Annotated in this window: 20 protein-coding genes; 8 read left to right on the top strand and 12 right to left on the bottom strand. The window is 60.9% G+C overall.

Translation table 11 applies throughout. The annotated features are described in order from the left end of the window. Window positions 1-15: 15 nt before the first annotated feature. The 5 genes from D6851_RS08620 to D6851_RS08640 form a co-directional block, all read right to left on the bottom strand. Window positions 16-1,407 (bottom strand): methyltransferase family protein, encoded by a 1,392-nt coding sequence (locus D6851_RS08620; RefSeq protein ID WP_238474004.1) that lies wholly within the window; start codon window positions 1,405-1,407, stop codon window positions 16-18. A 112-nt stretch (window positions 1,408-1,519) separates the two neighbouring features. After that, on the bottom strand, window positions 1,520-2,878 hold the full coding sequence (locus D6851_RS08625; RefSeq protein WP_120324504.1) for an outer membrane protein assembly factor BamB family protein: 1,359 nt from the start codon (window positions 2,876-2,878) through the stop codon (window positions 1,520-1,522). An 11-nt stretch (window positions 2,879-2,889) separates the two neighbouring features. After that, window positions 2,890-3,687, bottom strand: coding sequence for a tetratricopeptide repeat protein (locus tag D6851_RS08630; protein WP_120324505.1), 798 nt, complete (start codon window positions 3,685-3,687; stop codon window positions 2,890-2,892). Window positions 3,688-3,811: 124 nt separating this feature from the next. Continuing rightward, entirely contained in the window at window positions 3,812-4,969 is a 1,158-nt protein-coding gene (locus D6851_RS08635; RefSeq protein WP_120324756.1) for a glycosyltransferase family 4 protein, read from the bottom strand. A gap of 25 nt (window positions 4,970-4,994) precedes the next feature. Continuing rightward, window positions 4,995-5,879 carry an alpha/beta fold hydrolase gene (locus tag D6851_RS08640; RefSeq protein ID WP_120324506.1) on the bottom strand — a complete coding sequence of 295 codons (885 nt, stop codon included), beginning with the start codon at window positions 5,877-5,879 and terminating at the stop codon, window positions 4,995-4,997. A gap of 122 nt (window positions 5,880-6,001) precedes the next feature. Between D6851_RS08640 and D6851_RS08645 the strand changes: the two genes are divergently transcribed. Both D6851_RS08645 and astD read left to right on the top strand, forming a co-directional pair. Beyond that, on the top strand, window positions 6,002-7,408 hold the full coding sequence (locus D6851_RS08645) for a protein adenylyltransferase SelO family protein (RefSeq protein ID WP_120324507.1): 1,407 nt from the start codon (window positions 6,002-6,004) through the stop codon (window positions 7,406-7,408). Window positions 7,409-7,495: 87 nt separating this feature from the next. Continuing rightward, on the top strand, window positions 7,496-8,908 hold the full coding sequence (gene astD / locus D6851_RS08650) for a succinylglutamate-semialdehyde dehydrogenase (protein ID WP_120324508.1): 1,413 nt from the start codon (window positions 7,496-7,498) through the stop codon (window positions 8,906-8,908). Between the two features lie 103 nt (window positions 8,909-9,011). On the opposite strand, the gene D6851_RS08655 is transcribed toward astD, so the two are convergent. Together D6851_RS08655 and D6851_RS08660 are read right to left on the bottom strand one after the other, a co-directional pair. Continuing rightward, window positions 9,012-10,232 carry an MFS transporter gene (locus D6851_RS08655; RefSeq protein ID WP_120324509.1) on the bottom strand — a complete coding sequence of 407 codons (1,221 nt, stop codon included), beginning with the start codon at window positions 10,230-10,232 and terminating at the stop codon, window positions 9,012-9,014. Between the two features lie 125 nt (window positions 10,233-10,357). Then, on the bottom strand, window positions 10,358-10,729 hold the full coding sequence (locus D6851_RS08660; protein WP_120324510.1) for a VOC family protein: 372 nt from the start codon (window positions 10,727-10,729) through the stop codon (window positions 10,358-10,360). Window positions 10,730-10,852: 123 nt separating this feature from the next. On the opposite strand from D6851_RS08660, the gene soxR reads away from it, so the two are divergent. After that, a complete protein-coding gene (soxR, locus tag D6851_RS08665) occupies window positions 10,853-11,311 on the top strand; it encodes a redox-sensitive transcriptional activator SoxR (protein WP_120324511.1) in 459 nt (152 codons plus the stop codon). Window position 11,312: 1 nt separating this feature from the next. Here soxR and D6851_RS08670 read toward each other — a convergent pair whose 3' ends face one another. The 4 genes from D6851_RS08670 to D6851_RS08685 all read right to left on the bottom strand — a co-directional run bounded on the left by D6851_RS08670 (window position 11,313) and on the right by D6851_RS08685 (window position 16,975). Beyond that, a complete protein-coding gene (locus tag D6851_RS08670; protein ID WP_120324512.1) occupies window positions 11,313-14,738 on the bottom strand; it encodes a chromosome segregation SMC family protein in 3,426 nt (1,141 codons plus the stop codon). 27 nt (window positions 14,739-14,765) lie between these two features. Further along, a complete protein-coding gene (locus D6851_RS08675) occupies window positions 14,766-15,512 on the bottom strand; it encodes a thioredoxin domain-containing protein (RefSeq protein ID WP_120324513.1) in 747 nt (248 codons plus the stop codon). Window positions 15,513-15,641: 129 nt separating this feature from the next. Then, the gene (locus D6851_RS08680) at window positions 15,642-16,352 is read right to left on the bottom strand and encodes a DsbA family protein (RefSeq protein WP_120324514.1); all 711 of its coding nucleotides are present in this window, start codon (window positions 16,350-16,352) and stop codon (window positions 15,642-15,644) included. Further along, on the bottom strand, window positions 16,349-16,975 hold the full coding sequence (locus tag D6851_RS08685) for a DUF721 domain-containing protein (protein WP_238474005.1): 627 nt from the start codon (window positions 16,973-16,975) through the stop codon (window positions 16,349-16,351). Before D6851_RS08685 ends, D6851_RS08680 begins: the two co-directional genes overlap by 4 nt. A gap of 14 nt (window positions 16,976-16,989) precedes the next feature. Between D6851_RS08685 and mutY the strand changes: the two genes are divergently transcribed. After that, entirely contained in the window at window positions 16,990-18,015 is a 1,026-nt protein-coding gene (mutY, locus tag D6851_RS08690; RefSeq protein WP_120324516.1) for an A/G-specific adenine glycosylase, read from the top strand. Window positions 18,016-18,033: 18 nt separating this feature from the next. On the opposite strand, the gene D6851_RS08695 is transcribed toward mutY, so the two are convergent. Continuing rightward, window positions 18,034-18,255 carry a hypothetical protein gene (locus D6851_RS08695; protein WP_120324517.1) on the bottom strand — a complete coding sequence of 74 codons (222 nt, stop codon included), beginning with the start codon at window positions 18,253-18,255 and terminating at the stop codon, window positions 18,034-18,036. A 128-nt stretch (window positions 18,256-18,383) separates the two neighbouring features. Between D6851_RS08695 and D6851_RS08700 the strand changes: the two genes are divergently transcribed. From D6851_RS08700 to modA, 4 genes are all read left to right on the top strand, one after another. Continuing rightward, window positions 18,384-19,679: a serine hydrolase domain-containing protein gene (locus D6851_RS08700; protein ID WP_120324518.1), complete on the top strand. Its 1,296-nt coding sequence runs from the start codon at window positions 18,384-18,386 to the stop codon at window positions 19,677-19,679. Between the two features lie 10 nt (window positions 19,680-19,689). After that, window positions 19,690-20,583, top strand: coding sequence for an NAD(+) diphosphatase (gene nudC, locus D6851_RS08705; protein ID WP_120324519.1), 894 nt, complete (start codon window positions 19,690-19,692; stop codon window positions 20,581-20,583). A gap of 174 nt (window positions 20,584-20,757) precedes the next feature. Beyond that, entirely contained in the window at window positions 20,758-22,215 is a 1,458-nt protein-coding gene (locus D6851_RS08710; protein WP_120324520.1) for an NAD-dependent succinate-semialdehyde dehydrogenase, read from the top strand. Next, entirely contained in the window at window positions 22,184-23,035 is an 852-nt protein-coding gene (gene modA, locus D6851_RS08715) for a molybdate ABC transporter substrate-binding protein (protein WP_120324521.1), read from the top strand. Before D6851_RS08710 ends, modA begins: the two co-directional genes overlap by 32 nt. Window positions 23,036-23,081: the final 46 nt, after the last annotated feature.

The following is a 23,081-nucleotide window of genomic DNA, read 5'->3' on the forward strand; positions in this document are numbered from 1 at the left end:
AGACCACTTTGCCGGCTAAGTGCCGGATGAAGAAAGGCCTGCCCGGTGACGTGTCAGCAGGCGGGCCAGCCGGTTCAACCGGCTGGTGATCGCTCCGTGCTGCGCCATCCACTGGTGATAGGCGCGATATTTCATGTCCTCGCGCAGTAAATGCGCTTCCTCGGTTTTCGCGCGCCAGAAATAGATCGCATTGACGCAGCCGAGAAAGAAGCAGTTGCGCACGATGTCGACCGGATTGCCGCTGGTGACGAAGAAGGGCAGAACCGACCCCCACCAGAAAAGGTTTTTCGACAGATAGGCCGGATGGCGGGAAAAGGCGTAAGGCCCGTTAGTGATGACCCCGCGATAGGTCAGATTGGAAAAGCGAATGCCGAAAGCCACCGTGGCCCAGGCATAAATGGCGGTGAGAAGGCCGAGGCCGCCGGCCCATATCCAGGCAAGGGCGGTGTGATTGTGCAGCCAGAAACCCCAGTCTGCCGTATTCACTTCATAGGCAATCGCTCCGCCGGGTCCGAGCAGACCGTTGACGAAAGGCGGGTAGCACAACAGCGCGGCAAGCCAGCCGGCAACGAAAGGATTGCCGCTGCGAATATGCGCATCGAGCGGACGCAGGGTCAGAAGATAACCGACAGTGCCGATCTGCACATCGATGACGAAAAGAAGCTGGAACAGCGTTTGCCCGAAACGCACCGGGTGGCCCCAGATTTCGCTGAGCGGGACATTGACGATAAAGGCGAAACCGGGCGGCAGGATCGAGATCATGAAGGCGCCGAAAAAGCCCTTGATGATCCATGCTCGCGAGTGCTTTGCCACCTGTGCCCGATCCCATGGCTCGCGACCGATCAGCATGGCGCCGAAATGCCAGCTATGATCGCGCGGTTCGATCGTCACCCGGTCGAGCCACAGGACATAAGGAATCGACAGGAGAAAAAGCGGGATAGCTGCCGTCGCGAGTACGTCCATCGCGAAGAGATATTGTCCCTGCCAGTACCACCGCGCGAGGCAATAGAGCATACCGATAACCGCCCAGGTGGCCCACAGCCCGGCGAGCTTGGTCACGGAAATCTCGGCAATAGCGGAAAGCGGGCGCGGATTGTTCCAGTCTATTCCGGTAGACGGGCGGCGATGGACTTTTTCGATCAGCACCGACCATAAACCCATGGCGAGACCGGCCAGCGCCATAGCCGTGAGAGCGGAAAGCGGGCCGTTCATCGGCCGATGCGGCCCGCTCAGTGCCAGAGCATCGGCAATATGCGGCCAGGCGCGGCACACAACGATCCAGCCCAGTAAGGTGGTAAGACCGGCACATCCGACCGCCCATGACACGTCACTCGGCGGGCGGCTGGCGCTGGATCTGTCGTTGTTTTCGGCTGTATTTCCGGCGCCGAAAGTGTGATCGGATGTCAAACTGCTCGCCTCCATAGCCCCGGCGATAGACCGAAAGGGTCAGGCCGGGGATAGAGAAGAGCCGTGTGTCCGGCAATAGGACGGGAGCGGCAAAGCCGGTCCGCCCCGGCGGTTAACGCCAGGCGGTAATCGTCCCGCCATCGTCGAGAATATAGAGTGTTTTATTGGCCAGAACCGGGGGCAGCGACACGCCGTCACCCAGCTCGGTGAAACGGGTGGCAGTTCCGTTAGCGATATCCACCGTCATCACTTCGCCGCGCGAACTCGCGACCCACAGCTTGTTATTCGCCAGCACCGGACCGGTCCAGAAAATCGCATTCTTGCGCTTATCGGGATTTTTCCAGCGCTTCAGTTCGGTCATCCAGCGTATTTTGCCGCTCGACCGCGCAATCGCGAGAAGCTGAGCATGATCGGTGAGGGTGAAGATCCATTCACCGGCTACGACCGGGGTGGAAATACCCGCGATGGTCAGTTCCCAGATGCGTTGCCCGGTGACCAGCTCATAGGCTGCCATGCGGCCGCCCTGACCCAGCGCATAGACCCGGCCATTATCGATGATCGGATCGGCATCCACATCGGTCAGCGTGCCCACTTCGGTGGAAATCGAAGTGCGGGCCAGTGCATCGGACCACAGATTGCGCCCGTTTTCATAGCGATAGGCCACCAGCTCGCCAGTGCTGTAACCGGCCACAACGGTGCTTTGCCCGGCAGCCGGCGCTGCCACGCCGAACACGCCCGACTGGCCCGAAGCGCCGAAATCCTGCCAAACGCCCGAACCGTCTTTCATATCGAGTGCAAGGATCTGATTGTCCTGCGTCATCACATAGATGGCGTTAAAAGCAACCGTCGGCGAACCGCGCAGCGGGCCGGCCGGCTGGACTTTCCAGATTTCTTGGCCGGTCTTGGCATCCAGTGCGGCCACTTCGCCCGCCCCGTTAGTGGCGTAAACGCGGCCTTCGAAATAGCTCACGCCACCGCCGAACAGGACTGAGCGTTTATCACCTTTGCCGGCGAAATTATGCGACCAGATCTTGTCGCCATTTTGCGCATTGAAGGCGTGGATTACGCCATCTGTGTCTTCCACGAAGAGCATGCCATTGGCAATCACCGGGGCGGCGGCCAGGCGGGCTTTGTTAGAAGACCCGGCAATTTTGGCAGTCCAGGCGCGGCTGGGTGTATCGGTGAAGGCCAGGTTGCCCGGATTATTGGCCGCATTGCCGCCCGGCTGGGACCATTCGTCATTTTCGTGCGGAGCCGGAACGACGACCGATGTGGAGGTCAGTGCAGGATCGGGTTCGATCTGCGAGGCGATGCGGGACAGGATCGGTTCGCGCTTACCCACGGTGGGCGTGCTGGGCCGGTCCTTGCCGCCGCAGGCGGACAGGGCAAGGCTGGCACCGATCAGCGCGGGAAGGGCCAGAAAGCGCGCCGCATGGCGAGCGGGACGGCGAGTGTCGAACGGCTTCGTCATTCAGCTAATTCCTATTGCGCCGCTGCGGCTGCGCCAGCGGGTGTATTTCCGCCTTCTTCGCGCAATTGCTGCAGGGTTTCATCTACATCTTCCACCGCATCATAGCCGAGCATGCCGGCCATCTGACGGGTCCGCGAACGCAGGCCCTGCGGGGCGTTTTCATCCTTGGCGATGGAAGCGAAAAGCGGTCCGGCAAGGTCTTTCTTGCCCTGTTCGAGATAGGCCATACCGACCAGTTCCGCAGCGCTGCCGAACCAGGCTTCGCCCGGTACGGCCAGTGGCTTCAGCCGGTCGATCACCTGCTGCGGCTTCATATCGTCGAATGTGATGCTGACCGAACGAATCGTCGCGAGATTGCGGTAGATTTCCGGCAGGCTGTCATCGGCAGCCATCGCGTCGAACAGCTTGGCCGCCTCTGCGGGTTTGTCCTGCTGCATGGCGATCCCGGCGCGCAGCATGTCGGCTGCGGCCGTCATGCCTTTGCTGCTGTCTTGCGACAAGGGCGTCAGCGTTTCGTCCGCTTCATCGAGATTATTCGCATCGATATTGTCGAGCGCTTTCACCAATTGTTCGGAATCGGCTTCCAGCCCGCCTTCCTGATGTGAATCCCACCATAGCCAGCCGCCGAAGCCCAGCAGGGCAACGACGATAATGACGATGATGGGCAGGCCATATTTGCGGCCGATATCGGCCATCTGATCCTGCCGGACAGCCTCGTCCACTTCGCGCATGAGCACTTCATGCTCTGCTGCCTGACGATTGGCTGCCTTATCGGCCGGGTCCTGATTGCGATTGGGTCTGAGAGCCACGATTTAAGGCGCTTCCTTGCACGACTTGGAATGATCCGATTTCGGCGGCTGTTTAACGCATGGACCAGCCAATTCAATCAATGATTGTTCCCTGCGTTGTCTCGGGTGAATGGGCAATGAAGCATTATTTGTGCTCCGAACGCAATGCGTTGCGCCCCATAAGCCCCCAATAAAGCGAGCGATAGCGCGCAATCATCTGTTTCTCGTCATACTCCGTGCGGGCTTTTTCGCGATTGGCTTTGCCGATGGCGCCGCGGCTTTGCGGGTCCGCGGCCAGGCGCTGGAGCATTTCGGTCAGCGCGTCTTCATCGCCCGGCGGGGTTATGCAATCCCGGTTTTCCAGCGCAACCATGTCGGCAATATCGCCCACATCGGGCGCGACAACGGGAAGCCCGGCTGCCATGGCTTCGACCACCGAGATCGGAAATTGCTCGCTTTGCGATGACAGCGCGAAAATATCGAACAGGCCGATCACCTTTTCCGGTTCGGCAATATGGCCCGGCAGATGCACCCGGTCATCCATATTCAGCCTTTCGGCTTCGGCGATGATGGCGGCTTTTTCCGGCCCCTCGCCACAGATCACCAGATGCCAGTGATCGCCGAGGCCATCCATCGCGCGAACCAGCGCCGGGAGATTTTTGACAGCGCGCAAACCGGCAATCGTGCCGACCCAATATTCCTGATTACGTTTGACCAGACTGGGCAGCGCATCGGCTTTCGGTTTTCTGCCGAAGGGCTGGGTGGGGATACCGTTGGCGATGCGCTGGACCCGGCTGCGGGGCTGCTGCCAGATGTTAAGTGCGATATCCTCCAGCTTTCTGGAAGGCACCACCAGCGCGGCACTGCGGCCCAGCGCGATGCGGCGATAGATGTTGCGGCTGGTTTTCAGCTTCACCGCTTCATCCGCATTGAATCCGTCTTCATGATGGACCAGCGGCGGCAACTGATAGACATCGGCAAACAGCGTATGCGCCATTACCGCATCCATAGCGCCCCAGTTATAGGTCAGAATAAGATCGTAACCGCGCATGGCGGCGGCGATCTTTTTGAGCCGTCCGGGTGTTGGCTTGCCCTTGAGCGAAGGAAATTCAGGAAACCGGCAATTGGCGACACGCGACAGGCGCGATTGTGCCCCCATCGCCGCGGGCTCCGCAGACACGATGGCATGGTCCGCGGCCGATCCGAAGGCGTTGATGAGCCGGACACAGCGCAATTCCTTCCCTCCGGCATCGAAGGTCGAATGAAGGTGAAGGAAACGCGGGCGAAGAGGTGATTTGGCCATAAAATCCGTGAAGGGATGAAAAGTGTCAGCTTGTGGCAGGCGCGCTTTGAAGCGTTCTTGCCAGCAGGCGGGCAATAGCTTCCTGAGCAGCGGGTTCTGCCAGAGTGGGGGTGTGCCCGACACGCGGAACAGTGACGATCTCGGCACCGGGTATCTCGCGCGCCATACGCGCCAGCGTCGTTTCCGAAAGCAGATCCGATAATTCGCCGCGCAAAGCGAGAACGGGCCGCCCGCTCAGCGCACGATAGGCCTGCCACAGATCGATCTGCGGGCTGTCGGGCGGTGTGGCGAATGTCTCGGCGATTTTCATATCGTAATCGAAAGTGATTCGCCCATTGCCGCTGAGGCACATCAGCCGCTTGGTGAGCGTTAGCCAGTCGGACAATTCGAAATCGGGATGTGCCGCACCGGAAATTTCCTTCAATCCCCTTGCTGCATGCATCCAGGTTGGGAAGGTTCGGCCCTGTCCGACATATTCGCTGATCCGCTCGAGCCCGGAAGCCTCGATAACCGGGCCGATATCGTTGAGAACCACACCGGCCAGCGGTTCAGGATTGCGGGCGGCCAGCATCATGGTGACGATTCCGCCGAGCGAGGTGCCGATCACCACCACTTTTTCCAGCCCGAGCTGCTGAAGCAGCGCTTCTATGTCATCGACATAGGTTTCGGGCATGTAGCTGCCCGGATCTTTGGCATAATCGCTCAGCCCCCGGCCGCGCAGGTCGGGGCAGATCACCCGCCATTCCCCGGCGAAATTATCCGCCACGGGTTCGAAATCGCGGGCATTGCGGGTCAGGCCGGGAATGCACAGAATCGGCGGGCGATCCGTGTTGCCGGGATAATCCCTGTAGGAAAGAGACAGCCCGTCAGCGCTTAGCCAGGTGCCATGGGTGAAAGTCGTTTCGCTCATGCGGTCGTGAATCTTGTGCGGCCTCTTTATTTGCGTTCGAAGCAGGAAGCGAAAGCGCGAATCACCCGCTTTTCCCTGCCGCCTGCCTTGCACTGTCTGCGCTAGCACCCCACTAATGCCATATGCGAGCCGAACCGCAAGACGCGCCCTACCGGGCGGACCCGCAAATTCTTTCCATCGCCGAATGGCTGGGAGATCCTGTCGAAGCCGCTATATTCCCCAAACGGCAATTGCGATACCGCAATCGCCGGTGGGACAGGGCTGTGGGGCTGCATGATCTGAGCGAGGAGGAATGGTTAAACCATTTCGCCGCCTTCCAGCCTTTGCCGGACAATCTGCCGCAGCCGCTGGCGCTGCGTTATCACGGCCGTCAGTTTCGCGTATATAATCCTGACATTGGCGATGGGCGCGGTTTTCTCTTCGCCCAGATGCGTGACGGGGAAGGGCGGCTGCTCGATTGCGGGACCAAGGGAAGCGGGCTCACGCCTTATAGCCGCACGGGGGATGGCCGGCTGACGCTGAAAGGTGCGGTGCGCGAAATTCTCGCTACCGAAATGCTCGAAGCGCAGGGCGTCTATACCAGCAAGACTTTCTCCGTGGTCGAGACGGGCGAGGAATTGTGGCGCGGGGACGAACCGTCCCCCACCCGTTCGGCGGTGATGGTGCGTCTTTCGCATTCGCATATCCGGATCGGCAGTTTCCAGCGCCTCGCCGTGCTGGAAGAAGACGATCATATGCGTGCGCTGATCGATTATTGCCTCAAACAGTTTCCGGGGCCGCTCCCGCCCGCAGAGGCGCCGGGGCGTGAAGAGCCGGCGGCGATCCTGCTCCATCAGGTGGTCGAGAGGCTGGCCGATCTCGCTGCCTCTTATATGGTATCGGGTTTCGTGCATGGCGTGCTCAACACCGATAATATGAATATTACCGGGGAAAGCTTCGATTACGGCCCCTGGCGCTGGGCACCGCAATGGCAGCCTGGCTTCGTGGCGGCCTATTTCGACCGGAACGGGCTCTATGCTTTCGGGCGGCAGGCCGAGGCGATTCGCTGGAATTGCGCGCAACTGGCGATTGCTCTGCGGCGCGTTTGCGATTCGGACCCGCTGGTGGCGGCACTCGACCGTTTCGGCGAATGCTACAAACAGGCAACCATGCGGCGTTTCTGCTGGCGGCTGGGTGTGGAAAGCCGGGGTGAGGAATCCGATTTCGCGCTGATCCAGCAGGCGGAAAAGGCCATGGTGGCAGGCGGGATGAGCCCGGACGATTTCTTCTATCGCCATCGCGGTGGCCGGAATGCCGACAGCGCTCTGGGCGAGGCTTTGCAGGCTTACAGGGCGACGGATGACGATACGCATCCATACTGGTCCGAAGAAGCGGTGCAATCGATGCATATCGAGGAAGTCGAGACGCTATGGAGCGCCATCGCCGAACGCGATGACTGGGCGCCGCTGGAAGAGAAAATCGTCGGGCTGCGCCGGATGGGCGATGCGCTGGGCAAGGCGCCGGCTCCGGCAGGTCATTCCACCGGCTGACAGGACGGGCCGGGCGCGCACTCTGGCGCGGCTGCGGGCAAGCGGCTATCACTCTTGCCGATCCGCAGATGAGAGCAGAATGTTCGAGTGAGCGACACGAAGATTATTTCGATCGAACCGGCGACAGGCCAGCCCTTCTGGAGCGCAGAAGTGCAGGATGTCGATGATATCGTCCAGCAGGCACGGCGCGCCTGGGGTAACTGGGCGGCACAGCCCCATGCCAGGCGGATCGAACTGATGCGCCGTTTCGCCAATGAAGTACGCCGCCAGGAAGAGCCTTTCGCCGAACTGATCGCACGGGAAACGGGCAAGCCCCTGTGGGAAGCGAAAACCGAAGTCGCTGCGGTTATCGCCAAAGTAGAGATTTCGATCCGCGCTTACGCAGAACGCACCGGCCAGCGGCGGCTCGACAGTGCCTTGCAGGGAACAGCGGCTTTGCGTCACAAGCCGCATGGCGTGATGGCGGTGCTCGGCCCCTATAATTTTCCCGCACATCTGCCCAATGGCCATATCGTTCCGGCGCTGATTGCTGGCAATGCGGTGATTGTGAAGCCTTCCGAAAAAGCGCCTGCCGTGGGTGAATTTCTGGTCGGCTGTTTCCATCGGGCCGGTGTGCCCGGGGATGTTCTGCAATTGCTGGTTGGCGGGGCCGAGGAAGGTAAGGCGCTGGTGGCGCATCCCGATATTGACGGGGTACTGTTCACCGGATCGGCGCAGGCGGGCATTGCGATCAACCGGCGGCTGGCGAGCAATCCGGGCAAGATCGTGGCGCTGGAAATGGGCGGTAATAATCCGCTGGTCGTCTGGGATACGCCCAAGCTGGCCGATGTCGCGGCACTGGTTGTGCAATCGGCGTTCACCACGGCGGGGCAGCGCTGCACGGCGGCGCGACGGCTGATCGTGAAATCCGCCATGTATGATGCGGTGGTGGAGGAGGTGATACGGCTGATCGACCGGATGGTGATTGGCGCACCCTTCGACGATCCGCAGCCTTTTATGGGGCCGGTGATCGATCGCAATATGGCGGACGAACTGACCGAGAGCTTTCTTTATCTGATGTCCCATGGCGGCAGAGCGCTGGCGCATATGCGGCGTCCCTATGGCGATCTGCCTTTCGTCACGCCCGGTCTGATCGATACGACCGCTATGCCCGAAAGGCCCGATGTGGAGATTTTCGGTCCGCTGCTTCAGGTGATCCGGGTGGATGAGCTGGATGAGGCGATTGCCGAGGCGAATAATACCCGCTTCGGCCTTTCGGCTTCGCTGGTCGGCGGGTCGCCAGAGCAATATAATCGCTTCTGGGGTAATATTCGGGCCGGGATCGTCAACTGGAACCGCCCCACCAACGGTGCCTCTTCGGCGGCGCCTTTCGGCGGGATCGGCCTGTCGGGCAATCACCGCGCCGCCGCCTATTATGCCGCCGATTACTGCGCCTATCCGGTGGCGAGCAGCGAACTGGATCAGCCGCGCGCCAGTGTCGGGGTCGGTTTCGAAGGGTAGGGCGGACCGGCATTTCGTAAATGTCAGCCCGCCCCGGTGCGGTTTTCCTGCCGGGACGGAAGGGATCGTAAAACTGGAGAAAAACCGCTCCCGTATCGGGCTGTCACCGGCAGGGTGACTGTGCCCGATCGCGCTGTGAATGTCTGGTTTGCCGCCCGGGCGAAGCATCCAGCAATTGCCCGGGTGCGAAGCGGTGAAGCATCCACACCATGATAAACGTCAGCCCGGCCATCAGGCCCCATGCCGGGGCGAGACCGGCCATGTTTTCGCGAATGATGCCCGCCGCGAAAGGCATGAATGCTGCGAGAATATAACCACCGCCCTGCACGAAACTGATGATGACACCCGTTTCGGCAGCATTGCGCCCGTGATCCATGGCGAGGATTAGTGAGAGCGGGAACAGCGCCCCGATGCCAAGGCCGCTGAGGATGATCGCCGGCCAGTGGAATCCGCGCGGAGCGAGCGTCAGACATAGCAGGCCGAGCAGCAGGGCCATCAGCGCGACGAGCAGGGCCGGGCGGCGGTCACGGAACCGGCCGATCACCGCCGAGACCAGAATGCCCGCACCGACTTCGGCCAGCGTGACTATGCCAAGCATCGCGCCCGCAGCGCTTTCGGACCAGCCCATGCGCGTATAATAAGGCGGCAGCCAGGCGAGAACCAGTGTATAGGCGGCGGTACCGAGGCCGAAAAAGGCCATAAGCAGCCAGGCGCGGGGATGAGCCGATACCGTTAGAGCGGAATCGGCGGGGGTGAGCGGAGCGCTGTTGCGGCTGGCGATGAACCATGCGGCCATACCCAGCAGCGCCGGAATGCTCCATATGCCGAGCCCGGCGGCCCAGTGCCCGTCTTGCGCAATCAGCGGTGTGGCTGCGCTGGCGAGCGCCGCGCCGCCCATAATGGCGGTGGAATAAAGCCCCATCATCCGGCTGGCGGCATCGCCACTGCGTGCCCGGATAACGATCGGGATCACCGCCTGCACTATGGCGATCCCGATCCCGGCGATCACCGCTGTAAGCAGCAGGCTGCCAGCGCCGGGCCACAGGAAGCGGGCGGCGCAGGCTGCCGCGATGAGCGCCAGACTGGCGAGAATGGCGCGATCCGGTGTTATTCTGGCAAACAGTTTGCGCGTGCCGAGCAGGCAAACGCCCATTAGGAGGACCGGCAGGGTGGTCAGCAGGCTCGCGCTGCTATCGCCCAGCCCGGTATGGTGCTGGATCGTGTCGAGCAGCGGGCTGACCGAAGCGAGAGCAGGGCGCAGATTGATGCCGACCAGAATAATGGCCAGCGCCGGGAGAATAGTGCGGGTTTCAGGCCGGAGCATAAGACAGCTTGCCTCCTTTGAGGAACCAGGTGAGCCTGCTCATGGCGCCGGTGAGCCAGCCGGGTCTGTTGGCCGGCCTGGGCGCGGATGCGGGCGGGCCGAAAAGCGGTTCGCGAGGAATAATCTCATTCATAGCTGACCACCTCGAATTCGATCCCGTCCCAGTCGAGGAAATAGAACCGCCGTCCCGGTTCGTAATCGCCATGATTGAAAGGCAGCAACCCGGCATCGGAAACCACGCTCTCCGCATGGTCGAGGTCATCCACAACAATGCCGACATGCATCAGTGGCTCGCCTTTCTTGAACCTTTCCAGCGATTCATTCTTACTATATAGTGCCAGATAGGTTTCCTGCTCGCCGCAATGGATCGTCTCTCCGCCATGAATGGCCGCGCCGCGCCAGCGCTGGTGCCAGCCGCAGAGTTTTTCGAACAACGCCGCCGAACGCTCGATATCGCTGACGCGCAAATTAACATGTTCAAGCCGTGCCGTAGCCATGATGCCCTCCGCTAAAGTCGTATAACGCGCCACATTTCCCCTGCGCCGCGACGGGTGAAACCCCGTTTGCATTCCTTACGATCTCAAGCTAACTTTAGGTCAAGGATTTTCTGGAGTGAGTCCATGACAACAAAAACTGAAGGTGACCGGACAATTCCTATCGGCATGCTGGCGCGGCGTACCGGTGTCGCCGTGTCGGCGATTCGCTTTTACGAGGAAAAGGGTCTGGTCCGGTCCTTTCGCAGCGCGGGCAATCAGCGGCGCTTCCTGCGCTCGGATATCCGGCGGATCAGTTTTATCCTGATCGCGCAGAAGCTGGGCCTCGAACTGAAAGAGATCGAGCGGGAGCTTGCCAGTTTGCCGCAGGGGCGCACGCCCACAGTCAAGGACTGGGCCCAGATCAGCAGCCATCTGCGCGCGCGGATCGACGATCAGATGGCGTTGCTCAGCCAGACGCGCGAAAGGCTCGATCAATGTATCGGTTGCGGTTGCCTCAGCCTGACGAAATGTCAGCTTTTCAATCCCGGTGACCGCGCGGCCGATCAGGGGCCGGGGCCGCATGTCGATCTGGAGCCGGCCTGATCTATTCGGCGGCGAGCAGTTCTTCCGCGCCGCCCAGATCGACACTGACGAGGCGCGAAACACCCTGTTCCACCATAGTCACGCCGAACAGGCGATGCATCCGGCTCATCGTCACTGCATTATGCGTGACAATGAGGTAACGCGTCGCGGTTTCGCGGGCCATCTGGTCGAGCAGATCGCAAAAGCGGTCGATATTGGCATCGTCGAGCGGCGCATCCACTTCGTCCAGCACGCAGATCGGCGCCGGATTGGTGAGGAACAGCGCAAAGATCAGTGCGCAGGCGGTAAGCGCCTGTTCGCCGCCTGACAGCAGCGAGAGCGATTGCAGCCTCTTACCCGGCGGCTGGGCATAGATTTCCAGACCCGCTTCGAGCGGATCGTCGCTATCCACCAGTGCCAGATGCGCCTGCCCGCCCTGAAAGAGCCGGGTGAACAGCCGCATGAAATGATCGTTCACCGCTTCGAAAGCGGCGCGCAGCCTTTCGCGCCCTTCGCGATTGAGATTGCCGATCGAACCGCGCAGACGATGCACCGCTTCGGCCAGTTCTGCCTGTTCCGCTGCGCTTTCGCCATGGCGTGCCTCGACTTCGGCCAGCTCGTCGGCTGCCACCAGATTAACCGGCCCGATCCGTTCGCGGCTGGCGACCAGCTTGTCGAGCGCCTCGCTCTCGGTGCCCGTCGCCGCAATATCCTCTGGCGCGAAGGTGAACTGGCGGCACAGGATCGGTGGCGGACACTGAAAACGCTCACCCGATTCGCGGGCTAGCTCTTCACGCCGCGCTTCCTCATTCTCGGCCCGCGCGACGGCCCCGGCGCGTGCTTCGCGGGCGGAGGAGAGTGCTTCATTGGCTTCGGCAAGAGCGTTATCGGCAGAGCGAGAGCTTTCGGTGATGGCGGCGAGCTTTTCCTCGGCTGCCGCAAATTCCTTACCGAGCCTGTCGCGCGAAGCTTCGGCCTGTTCGATATCGCGCATCAGGCTTTCGGGTCTGGCTGCGACAAGTGCGCGCTCTGCGGCGATTTCATCGAACCGGCGGCCCATCTCGGCAAGGCGGCTCGCCGCATCCCCGGCGCGGCCCTGCCAGCCTTTGATATCGGCCCGCTGAGTCACGGTCCGCTCTCGGGCGACGGCCAGCGCCTGATCGTGCGCGGCCAGACCGGCAGCGGCCGCCTGCATCGCCGAACGCGCCGCCTCATGTCTGGCCTGCGCGGTTTCCAGCGCGGCGCGGCCGGTGGCCGGATCGGGCAAAGCCGACTTGCGCGCTTCGGCCTGCGCCACATCCTGTTGTGCCTGCTCGCTTTGCTGCGCGAGATCGTCGGCCGCCTGTTCCAGCTCCTGTAAGCGGCGGGTGAAGCGTTCGCGTGCCGCTTCGGCCTGATCGAGCGCGCGATAAGCCTGGCGCTCCTCCTCGGCAGCCTGCGTCACCGCGCGTTCCATCGCCACCAGATCCCGCTGCAATGTATTGAGTTTCTCCTGCGCATCGCTCTGGCGGGCTTCGGCATGCTGCACAGCCTCGCGCAAAGGCGGCAGGGCGGCTTCCAGTTCGGTGAAACGGTTCTCCGCTTCCAGCCGCGCCGCTTCGGCCGCGCCTTCGCCGCGCGCGATAAATCCATCCCAGCGACGTAGCGCACCTTTCAGCGTCACCAGCCATTCGCCGGGTTTCAGCGCGCGTCCGTCATCCGTGTCGGCCACATGGACCAGAGCGAGCCTTGCCGCGAGCTGGTCCGGGCAGTCGGGCACATGCCGGGCCAGACTGTCGGCCAGAGGAGAGGGGGCCTCGCTGCCGCTCCAGAAACGGCCTTCCGCAGCCCCTTCGGGCAGCCCGAGCGGCGCTTTGGCATCGCGGCCCAGCACGGCGGCCAGTGCCCGCTCATAGCCTTTGGCGGCGCGAACCCGGTCGATCGCCGGGGGCAGGCCGTGTTTGTTACTTGCCTGTTTGCGCCGTGCTTCGCGGTCTCGCGCCAGCGCCTGATATTCGCGTTCCATTCCCGCCAGATCGGCTTTCGCAGCAGCCAGCGCACTGGCGGCGTCATCCCGTTCTTCGTTCAGCGCCTGTTTGTGGGCCTGCTGCTTTTCGAGCGTATCGCGCGCAGTGGCGAGCTTCGTGGCGCTTGTCTCCACCGCTATACGGGCGAGGCCAAGGGCTTCTTCGGGATCGTCTTCGGCCATCAGCGCTTCGCGCAAGGAGGCTTGCTTTGCCGCTTCGGCCTGAAGCCGCTCACGGCGAAGGCGGGCCTGCGCGACTTCGCTTTCGGCCACGCGCCATTCAGCCTCCACACCGGCATGATCGGCATTGGCTCTGGCGAGCGCCAGTTCCGCTGTGCGTGCTGTCTGCTCGGCCTTTTCCGCCTGCTGCTGAAGACCGGGCCGGGCCGCTTCATCCTCGGCCAGCGCGGCTTCATTGGCGGCCAGCGCGCTTTCGAGCCGTTGCAATTGTTCGGCGGCGTCACTGGTGATTCGGTCTGCTTCGCCGCGATCTTCTTCGAGCCTTTGCTGTTGCCGGTCGAGATCGGCCAGTCGCTGTTCGGCGGCTTCGAGCTGGCTGGTGAGCGTCGCGAGCCGGTGGCTCTGTGCATGGGCATCGTCACGCCGGTCGGCCAGAATATCGCGCGCGGCGGCAAGCTCTTCGGCCAGACGATGCTGGGTCTTTTGCAGTTCGCTGGTACGCTGTTGCGCTTCGGTGACCCGCTTATCGCAGGCTCCGGCTTCTGCACGCGCTGCCTTCGCAGCGGCGGCGGCATCGCGCCAGCGGGCATAGAGCAGCCGCGCTTCGGCCAGTCTGATTTCGCCCGACAATTCCTTGTAGCGTTCGGCCTGCCGCGCCTGACGGCGCAGCGATGCGATCTGGCTGTCGAGCCCGGCCATCAGATCGTCGAGCCGGGCAAGATTGCTTTCGGTCTGGCGCAATTTGCTTTCCGCGTCACGGCGCCGGACATGCAGCCCGGCGATCCCGGCAGCTTCTTCGAGCATCTGCCGCCTTTCGGCAGGCTTGGCAGCAATGACCGCCGCGATCCGCCCCTGACTGACCAGAGCGGGAGAATGCGCACCTGTGGCAGCATCGGCAAAAGTCAGTGCGACGTCTTTGGCCCGGACATCGCGGCCATTGACGCGATAGGCACTGCCCGCGCCGCGTTCGATCCGGCGCGTGACCTGCAATTCCTCGCCTTCGCTGTCGGTGGCGTTGAGCACCACTTCGGCGAAATCGCGTGGCGGGCGCTGGGCGGTGCCCGCAAAGATAACATCTTCCATCCCGCCCGAACGCAGGCTTTTGGGTGAGTTTTCACCCATCACCCAGCGCATCGCTTCGAGCAGGTTGGACTTGCCGCAACCATTGGGGCCGACCACTCCGGTCAGCCCCGCTTCAATATGCAATTCTGTCGGCTCTACGAAGCTTTTGAAGCCGGAAAGTTTGAGCTTCCGAAACTGCATCGTGGAGCCCGGGCAAGGCTGCCCGTATTACCGGGCGCCGGCCTTCTGCAAAGCCGGTTCGATCTGTGCCCAGCTATTGCTGTCGAGCTTGCGGCCATTGAGGAAGAAAGTGGGCGTGCCGGTAACGTCCAGCTTGTCGGACTGGGTTTCCGAATCCGTCACGATCGTTTCGGCTTCGTCGCTATCGGCAAGACATTGCATCGCCTGATCGCGGCTGATCCCGCGGGCGGCGAAGAAATCGATCAGGCCCGCAGCCTCGGCGATTTTCTGATAACGCGTATCGGCATCGGCCTTGATCGCGTTGTTCAGCGCATCACTATTGCTTTGCGCCGATGTCACGATCTGTTCGAGATTGGCCCAGACCTGTTCGGCAAGCGGGTGAAAACTCTCATCCGAGCCGCAGCGCACCAGCATCGACATGGTGAGATCGAGCGGATCGTGAATCTGATTGCGCAATTCGTAGCTGACCACGCCGCTTTCGATATATTTTGTCAGCGGGCCGGATGCCTCCTCGGCAAAATCGGCGCAATGCGGGCAGGTGAGCGAGGCATATTCCATCAGCTTGATCGGGGCATCGGGATTGCCCAGAACATAGCCGTCTTCGGGTGTGGTCGTGGTCGTTTCCAGCCAGCTCTGGCCTTCGGGCGCCGGAATGGCGGCAATCGCATCGCCGGTAATGTCTCCCCCGGCATCGTCGCCCGATCCGCAGGAAGCCAGAGCGAGTGTGAGCGGTGCGGCCAGCAGGGCCAGAGAAGCACAGCGAAACAGGGTCATGATGAAATCCGTCTGTCGAAAGATTGAAGAAACAAGCTAGCGCAACTGAATGCGATAGCAAAGCCATAGGGATTTACGGAGAGGGCGAATACCGGTCCGCTCTCTCCGCCAAGCGGAACCGCTCCGCCTTTACAGGCCGAGCGTATCGTCCAGTTCGGGCTTCAGCGTGTCCCAGCTATGTGCGTCGGGCAGCAGCTTTCCGTTGAGCACGAAACTGGGCGTGCCCTTGATCTTATACGCGTTCATGCCGGCGGCGGACTGCCGGGCGATCTCGCGCGTTTTGGCTTCATCGCTGAGGCAGCGATCGAGCTGGGCCCGGGCGAAGCCGCGTGCTTCCATAATGCCGTAAAGCCCCAGATCGTCTGCAATCAGTTTGAATTTCGAATCCAGCGGGGCATCGTTCCAGCGCTTGATCTGATCGGGCGTCGCGGCGCGGGCCTTGTCCATATAATCGTCATAGCGATTGAAGAAGGCGCGGTGATTGCCGAAAAATTTTGTCTGATCGCCGCAATTGGTCAACAGCGCGATAGTCATATCGATCGGGTCGCGGATCAGATGGCGCACTTCGATGCGGACCTTCCCGTCATGAACATAGCCGAGCCGCATCGCCACGTCGGATTCCTGCGTGAAATGCGCGCAGTGAATGCAGGTATAGCTGACGAATTCCTGCAACTGCAGCTCTGCATCGGGATTGCCCATCCAGTGGCCGCCATCCTCGCTTTGCGATGTGGTTTGCGTCCAGTCTTTTCCCGAAGCGGCCTGTGCCGGTGCCAGAGCCGTGCCGGCCATACCCAGCGAGACGGTGGTTGCCAGCGCGGCAGCCAGAATGCGGCGATTCATTTTCCTTGGTCCTCCTGCGCGCCAAGACTGCGCGCCAATCCTTCCAACACTTTGCGCAATTCGGGATCGCCGATATCGCGCAGGGAATCGCCCAGCTCAATCGGGATCGGTTTGAGGGATGGCGGCGTTTCCGCCGGCTTCTGAGCAGATGGCCCCTGAACCTCGCCTTGCCGGATTTTGACTCGCGACACGGCACTATAACCGAAGAAGCGATTGACCCGCTCGATAATCTCCGGGATCACATGCTGGATCAGCGGTGCATGGGCCGGGCGCACGACGAGCTGCAAAATGCCCTCGCTTTTTTCGCCGGGCGGGAAACGGATCGATTCGGGTGCGCAGACTTCAGCATGACGCGGGCCGACAATTTCCGGCCAGCGTGTCACCACGCTCGACTGGACAAATCCGAAACGACGAAACGCCATGCGGCCGATTTGCGGCATCAGATCGGCAATCTGCCGGGCCGGGCCGCCACGCGGACGTTCATAGGTTTTCGGCTTTGTCCCGGCTCGCTTCTGGCCCTTCGCAGTGCTTTTCTGGCCCTGCTTGGTCGCTTTCTGGCCCCCTTCTGCCGGGGCGCCCGAAGCCGAATTATGCGGTTTGCGTTCCATCCTGTCTGCGCTCATGCCATAGGCCGGGCATGGATGATAGGGTCTCGGCACAGCTTCTCAACTGGTATGACAAATCCGCAAGGGCGCTCCCATGGCGCGCTCTGCCGGGGGAAGCAGCGCCCGATCCCTATCGCGTCTGGTTGTCCGAAGTGATGCTGCAACAGACCACTGTGGCGGCGGTCACACCCTATTTCATCCGCTTCACCGAAAGCTGGCCCACAGTGCAGGATCTCGCTGCTGCACCGGAGGAGGATGTGATGGCGGCATGGGCGGGGCTCGGCTATTATTCGCGTGCCAGAAATCTGGTCAAATGCGCCCGGGAAGTCGCGGAAATGGGCGGTTTTCCGGAGGAAGAGGCGGCGCTTCTCAAGCTGCCGGGGCTGGGGGCCTATACTGCTGCTGCGGTCGCTGCGATCGCTTTCGGCAAGCGTGCCGTGGTCGTCGATGCCAATGTCGAGCGGGTGGTGGCGCGTTTTTTTGCCATCGACGAACCGCTCCCCGCCGGTCGCAAGGCTATTCGTGCGGCAACCGACCGGATTACGCCCGACCGGCGGGCCGGTGATTTTGCACAGGCAATGATGGATCTGGGCGCGACGATCTGTACAGCGCGCGATCCGAAATGCCTGCTATGCCCGCTTTCCGCCGATTGTGCAGGCCGGGCGCAGGGTGATCCGGCGCGCCTGCCGGTTAAGGCTCCGAAGAAAGCCAGGCCCGAGCGTCGTGGCCGTGCTTTCTGGATCGAGCGGGATGGCAGGGTCTGGCTTATCCGGCGGCCCGGCAAAGGCATGCTCGGCGGGATGCGGGCCTTACCCGATGATGGCTGGTCTGCCCGTGCGGACGGTCATGGCCATCCGCCTTTCGCCGGAACTTGGGAGAATTGCGGCGCTATCCGCCATGTTTTCACCCATTTCGGACTCACACTGGAACTGCATCGCGATTTGGCTAATGGCCCGTTGCCCGAGGATGAGGGCGAATGGTGGCCTGTGGCGCAGCTTGAGGAAGCTGGGTTGCCGACCGCTTTTGCCCGGGCTGCTACTCTGGTTCTGGCGCGGTGAGTGTGAGCGCACATCCGGTCAGATAATGCCGCCGCCCAGCGCCAGCCTGACCGTGGCGATCACGAAAACGATCAGACAGAAGTTGCGCCCGCCATCCGAGCGGGACAATGCCCCGATTCCTGCACCTGCGACCGCAATGGGCAGGACCAGCCAGTTGCCCCATCCCAGAAAGGGAATAGCGGAGGGAATGGCGAGAATTAAGGCGACAAGGCCGATCAGGATGGAGAGTAGATTGAACATGTGTATTACATAGATAATACACTGGAATAAGGCAAGCTCCGTTCGATCCGACAGGGCGGGCTTGTCTATCCTTCAAACAGGCTTAACGTGCCCACTGACCTTACATCGATAAAGGGCTGGATCGTGAAATGAGTGCAAAATCCATGTTTGACCGGCGGACCCTTCTGCGCAGCGGTGCGATAGCGGGGGCGCTGGCAAGCCTGGCTCCGGGCCATTCGCTTTTCGCGCGCACTCCGGAAAAATGGCAACATGTTCAGGATTTTATGACCCGATATGTGGAGCCTAAAAAGCTGGCCGACATGGTTGCGGTGCTGGGCTGGGGGCAGGATGCTCCGCAGATTTTTGCGCAGGGAACGGATAGTTTGCGCAGCCAGCGGCGATCCGATCAGGACAGTCTTTATCGTATCTATTCGATGACCAAACCCGTGACGGGCATGGCGGCCATGATGCTGATCGATGCGGGGCTCATGGAAATCGACCAGCCGATTTCCGATTTTCTGCCTAAATTCCGCGATATGCAGGTGCAGAAAGTCTATGACGGGCCGATCACTCCGGACAATCTGGAACCGGCCGAGCGACCGATTACCATTCGCCATCTCCTCACTCATACTGCGGGCCTGGGGTATAATTTCGTACAGCAAGGGCCTTTGGCACAGGCCTATATGCGTAACGGCCTTATTCCGGGCGAAGTGACGAAGCTCGATGTTCCGCAGATTTTCGGCGGAGAGCCGGTGAACAGCCTTGCTGAATTCGCTGACAGGCTGGCCGAAATGCCGCTTGTCTATCAGCCCGGTACGCGGTGGAGCTATTCGGTCGGTCTCGATCTGATGGGGCGTATTATCGAAGTGGTTTCCGGCGAAGCATTCGATGCGTTCTTGCAGAAGCGGATCTTCGATCCCTGCGGTATGACGAGCACCGCATTTATGGTCGCGCCCGACGATCTGTATCGTTTGACGACCAATTACGGTATTTTGGGCGGGGTGCTTCTTCCGATCGATACGCCCGACAATTCCGTTTACAGTGATAAGCCGCCTTTTCCTTTCGGCGGTGCTGGGCTGGTGAGCAGCCCGCGCGATTACGATCGCTTCCTCCAGATGATCGGTGGGCAGGGGCAAATCGAAGGGCAGCGGGTAATGAGCCCTGCGGCAGTCCGGCTGGGCACTTCCGATCTTTTGCCCGATACGCTGGCCCCGACCGACAGCTTTGCGCAAAATTACGGATTTGGCGCGGGCGGGCGTGTCGGTAAAGGGGCTCAGGCAGGTATTTACGGCTGGATGGGGGCTGCCGGGACGATCGGTTTTGTGGATATGAAGCGCGGTTTGCGCCATAGTCTTTATACGCAATATATGCCGGTTGAGACCTATCCTGTTCAGGAGGAATTTCCGCAGGCCGTCGCTGCCGATCTCGTTGCCACTCAGAATTGAGCCATTATTCATGACATTATCTGCTGCCGGGCCATTATTTTCTGGCTCGTCGATCGACCGTTCCGATCATATTCGCAACGATCCTGAACGTTTGCGTAAGGTTATGCTGCCATCGGCGCGATTGCTGAAGCTGGATGGCCTTGCACCTGTTCTCGATGCCGATAATCGACTGATATGGGGTGCCTTATCCGAAGCGCCGGGTGATGCCGAACTGGTTTTTCTCGGTATGCGAGACGGTATGGCGCATGTGGCCATGGTGCCCCAAGCGGGCGATCCCGATCCGGCCTATGCTCATCGCCGAATATGGGAAGCGATAGGCTTGCTTCAGCCGGAGGATCTGGCGACTTACGGAACGGCACGCAGTCTGGTGGACTGGCATGCCCGGCATCGTTTCTGTGCGGTTTGCGGCCATACTACCCGCCCGGCGAAGGGAGGGTGGCAGCGCGATTGCAGCAATGGCGATTGTGCCGCTTCGCATTTCCCGCGCACCGATCCGGTGGCGATCATGCTGGTCGAGCATGAAGGACGTCTGCTGCTTGGCCGGGGGCTGAACTTTCCTGAAAGACGCTATTCGGCGCTGGCCGGTTTCGTCGAGCCGGGCGAAAGTATTGAAGAATGCGTGGCGCGCGAAGTGGAAGAGGAATCGGGCATTCGCGTGCGCGATGTAAAGTATATTGCCAGCCAGCCCTGGCCCTTTCCTTCGCAATTGATGCTGGGCTGTCACGCCATGGCGATCAATGAAGATATTACCCGCGATGAAACCGAACTGGCTGATATAGACTGGTTTACGAAGGACGAAATCGAGGCTGCCCTGGCAGGCGATCATGAGGATAATGCATTTATTGCGCCGCCGGCTCAGGCGATTGCGCATTATATGCTTCGCTGGTGGGTGGCGCAGCAATAGAAGCTGCGCTCTTTGAAACGGGAGCTGGATTCCGTTTCTCCTGCTCTGCATTCGGAATGTCAGAGGCCGAGTTTAGCCGCAATCATTCAGGAAAGAGGTTTCTCTGCCGATACGGGCCACGAATTTGCTTCTCACGCATTGGTGTAACAAACTACCAATTCAAGGAGACTCCCCATGGCCAGTCCGCGCGTAAACCTCTCCAATTCCGATCTGTTGCTGGAAAAGGCGCTGATCGACGGGACGTGGGTAATCGGTTCAGCCGAACCGATTACGGTGGATGATCCCTTTATACAGGAAGATTTTGCTACTGTCCCTTCGCTTGATGAGGATGATGCCAGACGCGCTATCGATGCTGCGCATCGTGCTTTTCCCGACTGGGCAGCAAAAACGGCTTCGGAGCGAGGTGCGATTTTGCGTCGCTGGTCTGAGTTGATCGACGAAAATACCGATGATCTGGCGCGGCTAATGACGCTGGAAAATGGCAAGACTTTCAAGGAAGCGCAGGGCGAAGTTGCCTATGGTAACGGTTTCATCCAGTTCTATGCCGAAGAGGCCACGCGGATGATGGGTGAAATCATCCCGGCCAACCAGCCGGGGCGCAGAATGCAGGCGGACAGGCAGCCGGTAGGCGTCTGTGCTGCGATTACTCCGTGGAACTTTCCCCTCGCCATGCTGACGCGCAAGGTCGGTCCGGCGCTGGCGGCAGGCTGCACCATGATTGCCAAACCGGCCAGTCAGACGCCGCTCACCGCACTTGCTTTCGCCAGACTGGGTGAAGAGGCTGGCCTGCCGAAAGGCGTATTCAACTGCATTACAGGTAAATCCTCGGTGCTGGGCGATGTGCTGACATCGTCTCCTTTGGTCCGCAAGCTGACTTTCACAGGCTCCACCGAAGTCGGGGTGAAATTGTATGAAGCCTGCGCCAAAACGATGAAGAAGATCAGTATGGAGCTGGGCGGTAATGCGCCGCTGCTAATTTTCGACGATGCCGATCTCGATGCCGCAATCGATACGGCGATGGTCGCCAAATTCCGCAATAGCGGGCAGACTTGTGTGGCAGCAAACCGGATTTATGTGCAGGATGGCATCAAGGATCGCTTCCTGTCCGCCTTCGCCGAGAAGGTAAAAGACATGAAGGCAGGCGACGGGTTCGACGAAGCCTCTGACGTCGGTCCGCTCATCGATCCCGACGGTTTCGCCAAAGTGCAGGCGCATCGTGATTCTGCCTTGAAAGGCGGGGCGCAATGTCTGGCCGGCGGCGGCGAACCGGGCGGCTTGCTGTTCGAGCCGACCCTGCTTGGCGACGTGCCTCAGGATGCACAGCTGGCCAGTGAGGAAACTTTCGGACCGCTTGCCGGTGTCATCACTTTCTCCAGCTTCGAAGAGGGCTTGCGTCTTGCCAATGACACGCCTTTCGGCCTTGCCGCCTATTTGTGTTCTTCCGATCCGAAGACTATCGAACGGGCCAGTATGGGGCTCGAAAGCGGTATGGTCGGCATCAATACCGGCCTCATTTCCACGCCTTTCGCGCCTTTTGGTGGCGTCAAGATGTCGGGCCTCGGGCGCGAAGGCTCGCATCACGGGCTGGAGGAATATCTGAATGTCAAATATCTCTGTCAGGCAGAGCTGTAACATCAATAAAAACCGTCAGCTTATCATCGGGTTGCTGGCCGGGCTGTGCGCTCTGCTGGCTGCCTGTAGCGGGAGCGGGGACTCCGGGGGCGATGCGCAGGGGCCGGTCGTTCTGGCGGCGGCCAGTCTGCAGGAAAGCATGGAAGCGGCGGCGGATGACTGGGCCGCACAGGGCCATTCTCGTCCTATCCTGTCCTTTGCCGGTAGTTCCGCTCTCGCTCGCCAGATAAATAGCGGTGCGCCGGGCGATGTCTTCGTTTCGGCCGATCAGGACTGGATGGATAATGTCGAGCAAGGCGGGCATATTCAGCTCGCCAGCCGCCGAACGATATTGGGCAATGCGATTGTGCTGATCGGGCCGGCGGGAAAGGGGGAACCGGATGACCGATTGCTCGACAACAGCGATGCTTTGCTTGCTGCGCTGAATGGCGGGCGGCTGGCTATGGCTAATCCCGATGCGGTTCCGGCGGGCAAATATGGCAAGGCCGGTCTGCAGAGTCTTGGCTTGTGGAACAGCGTATCCGATAAAGTGGCGAGCGCCGAAAATGTCCGCGCGGCACTGGCGCTGGTCGAGCGCGGTCAGTCTCCGCTCGGTGTCGTCTATGCTACCGATGCGGCGGCGAGTGACGCGGTACAGGTGCTGGCGACGTTTCCCGATTCCAGTCATCCACCTATCCGTTACCCTGCCGCGCTGCTGAGCACCTCGACTCATCCCGACGTATCCGGCTTTCTCGATTATCTCGGCTCGCAGCGGGGGCAGGCTGTGTTTCGGCGCTTCGGTTTCACTTCTGTCAGCAAGGCGAACGCCGACAGCGATTGACTTTGCCCGGTTAGTGCCTCCAAACCGGTGCGGCAGATGATGGAGA

Source organism: Altericroceibacterium spongiae, assembly GCF_003610805.1.
Lineage (GTDB): Bacteria > Pseudomonadota > Alphaproteobacteria > Sphingomonadales > Sphingomonadaceae > Altericroceibacterium > Altericroceibacterium spongiae.

What these genes read in the sequence shown, in the direction of transcription:
- D6851_RS08625 (WP_120324504.1), bottom strand. Translation starts at nt 2,878, where the DNA reads ATGACGAAGCCGTTCGACACTCGCCGTCCCGCTCGCCATGCGGCGCGC.
- D6851_RS08635 (WP_120324756.1), bottom strand. Translation starts at nt 4,969, where the DNA reads ATGGCCAAATCACCTCTTCGCCCGCGTTTCCTTCACCTTCATTCGACC.
- D6851_RS08640 (WP_120324506.1), bottom strand. Translation starts at nt 5,879, where the DNA reads ATGAGCGAAACGACTTTCACCCATGGCACCTGGCTAAGCGCTGACGGG.
- D6851_RS08645 (WP_120324507.1), top strand. Translation starts at nt 6,002, where the DNA reads ATGCGAGCCGAACCGCAAGACGCGCCCTACCGGGCGGACCCGCAAATT.
- D6851_RS08655 (WP_120324509.1), bottom strand. Translation starts at nt 10,232, where the DNA reads ATGCTCCGGCCTGAAACCCGCACTATTCTCCCGGCGCTGGCCATTATT.
- D6851_RS08660 (WP_120324510.1), bottom strand. Translation starts at nt 10,729, where the DNA reads ATGGCTACGGCACGGCTTGAACATGTTAATTTGCGCGTCAGCGATATC.
- soxR (WP_120324511.1), top strand. Translation starts at nt 10,853, where the DNA reads ATGACAACAAAAACTGAAGGTGACCGGACAATTCCTATCGGCATGCTG.
- D6851_RS08670 (WP_120324512.1), bottom strand. Translation starts at nt 14,738, where the DNA reads ATGCAGTTTCGGAAGCTCAAACTTTCCGGCTTCAAAAGCTTCGTAGAG.
- D6851_RS08675 (WP_120324513.1), bottom strand. Translation starts at nt 15,512, where the DNA reads ATGACCCTGTTTCGCTGTGCTTCTCTGGCCCTGCTGGCCGCACCGCTC.
- D6851_RS08680 (WP_120324514.1), bottom strand. Translation starts at nt 16,352, where the DNA reads ATGAATCGCCGCATTCTGGCTGCCGCGCTGGCAACCACCGTCTCGCTG.
- D6851_RS08685 (WP_238474005.1), bottom strand. Translation starts at nt 16,975, where the DNA reads ATGAGCGCAGACAGGATGGAACGCAAACCGCATAATTCGGCTTCGGGC.
- mutY (WP_120324516.1), top strand. Translation starts at nt 16,990, where the DNA reads ATGGATGATAGGGTCTCGGCACAGCTTCTCAACTGGTATGACAAATCC.
- D6851_RS08695 (WP_120324517.1), bottom strand. Translation starts at nt 18,255, where the DNA reads ATGTTCAATCTACTCTCCATCCTGATCGGCCTTGTCGCCTTAATTCTC.
- D6851_RS08700 (WP_120324518.1), top strand. Translation starts at nt 18,384, where the DNA reads ATGAGTGCAAAATCCATGTTTGACCGGCGGACCCTTCTGCGCAGCGGT.
- nudC (WP_120324519.1), top strand. Translation starts at nt 19,690, where the DNA reads ATGACATTATCTGCTGCCGGGCCATTATTTTCTGGCTCGTCGATCGAC.
- D6851_RS08710 (WP_120324520.1), top strand. Translation starts at nt 20,758, where the DNA reads ATGGCCAGTCCGCGCGTAAACCTCTCCAATTCCGATCTGTTGCTGGAA.
- modA (WP_120324521.1), top strand. Translation starts at nt 22,184, where the DNA reads ATGTCAAATATCTCTGTCAGGCAGAGCTGTAACATCAATAAAAACCGT.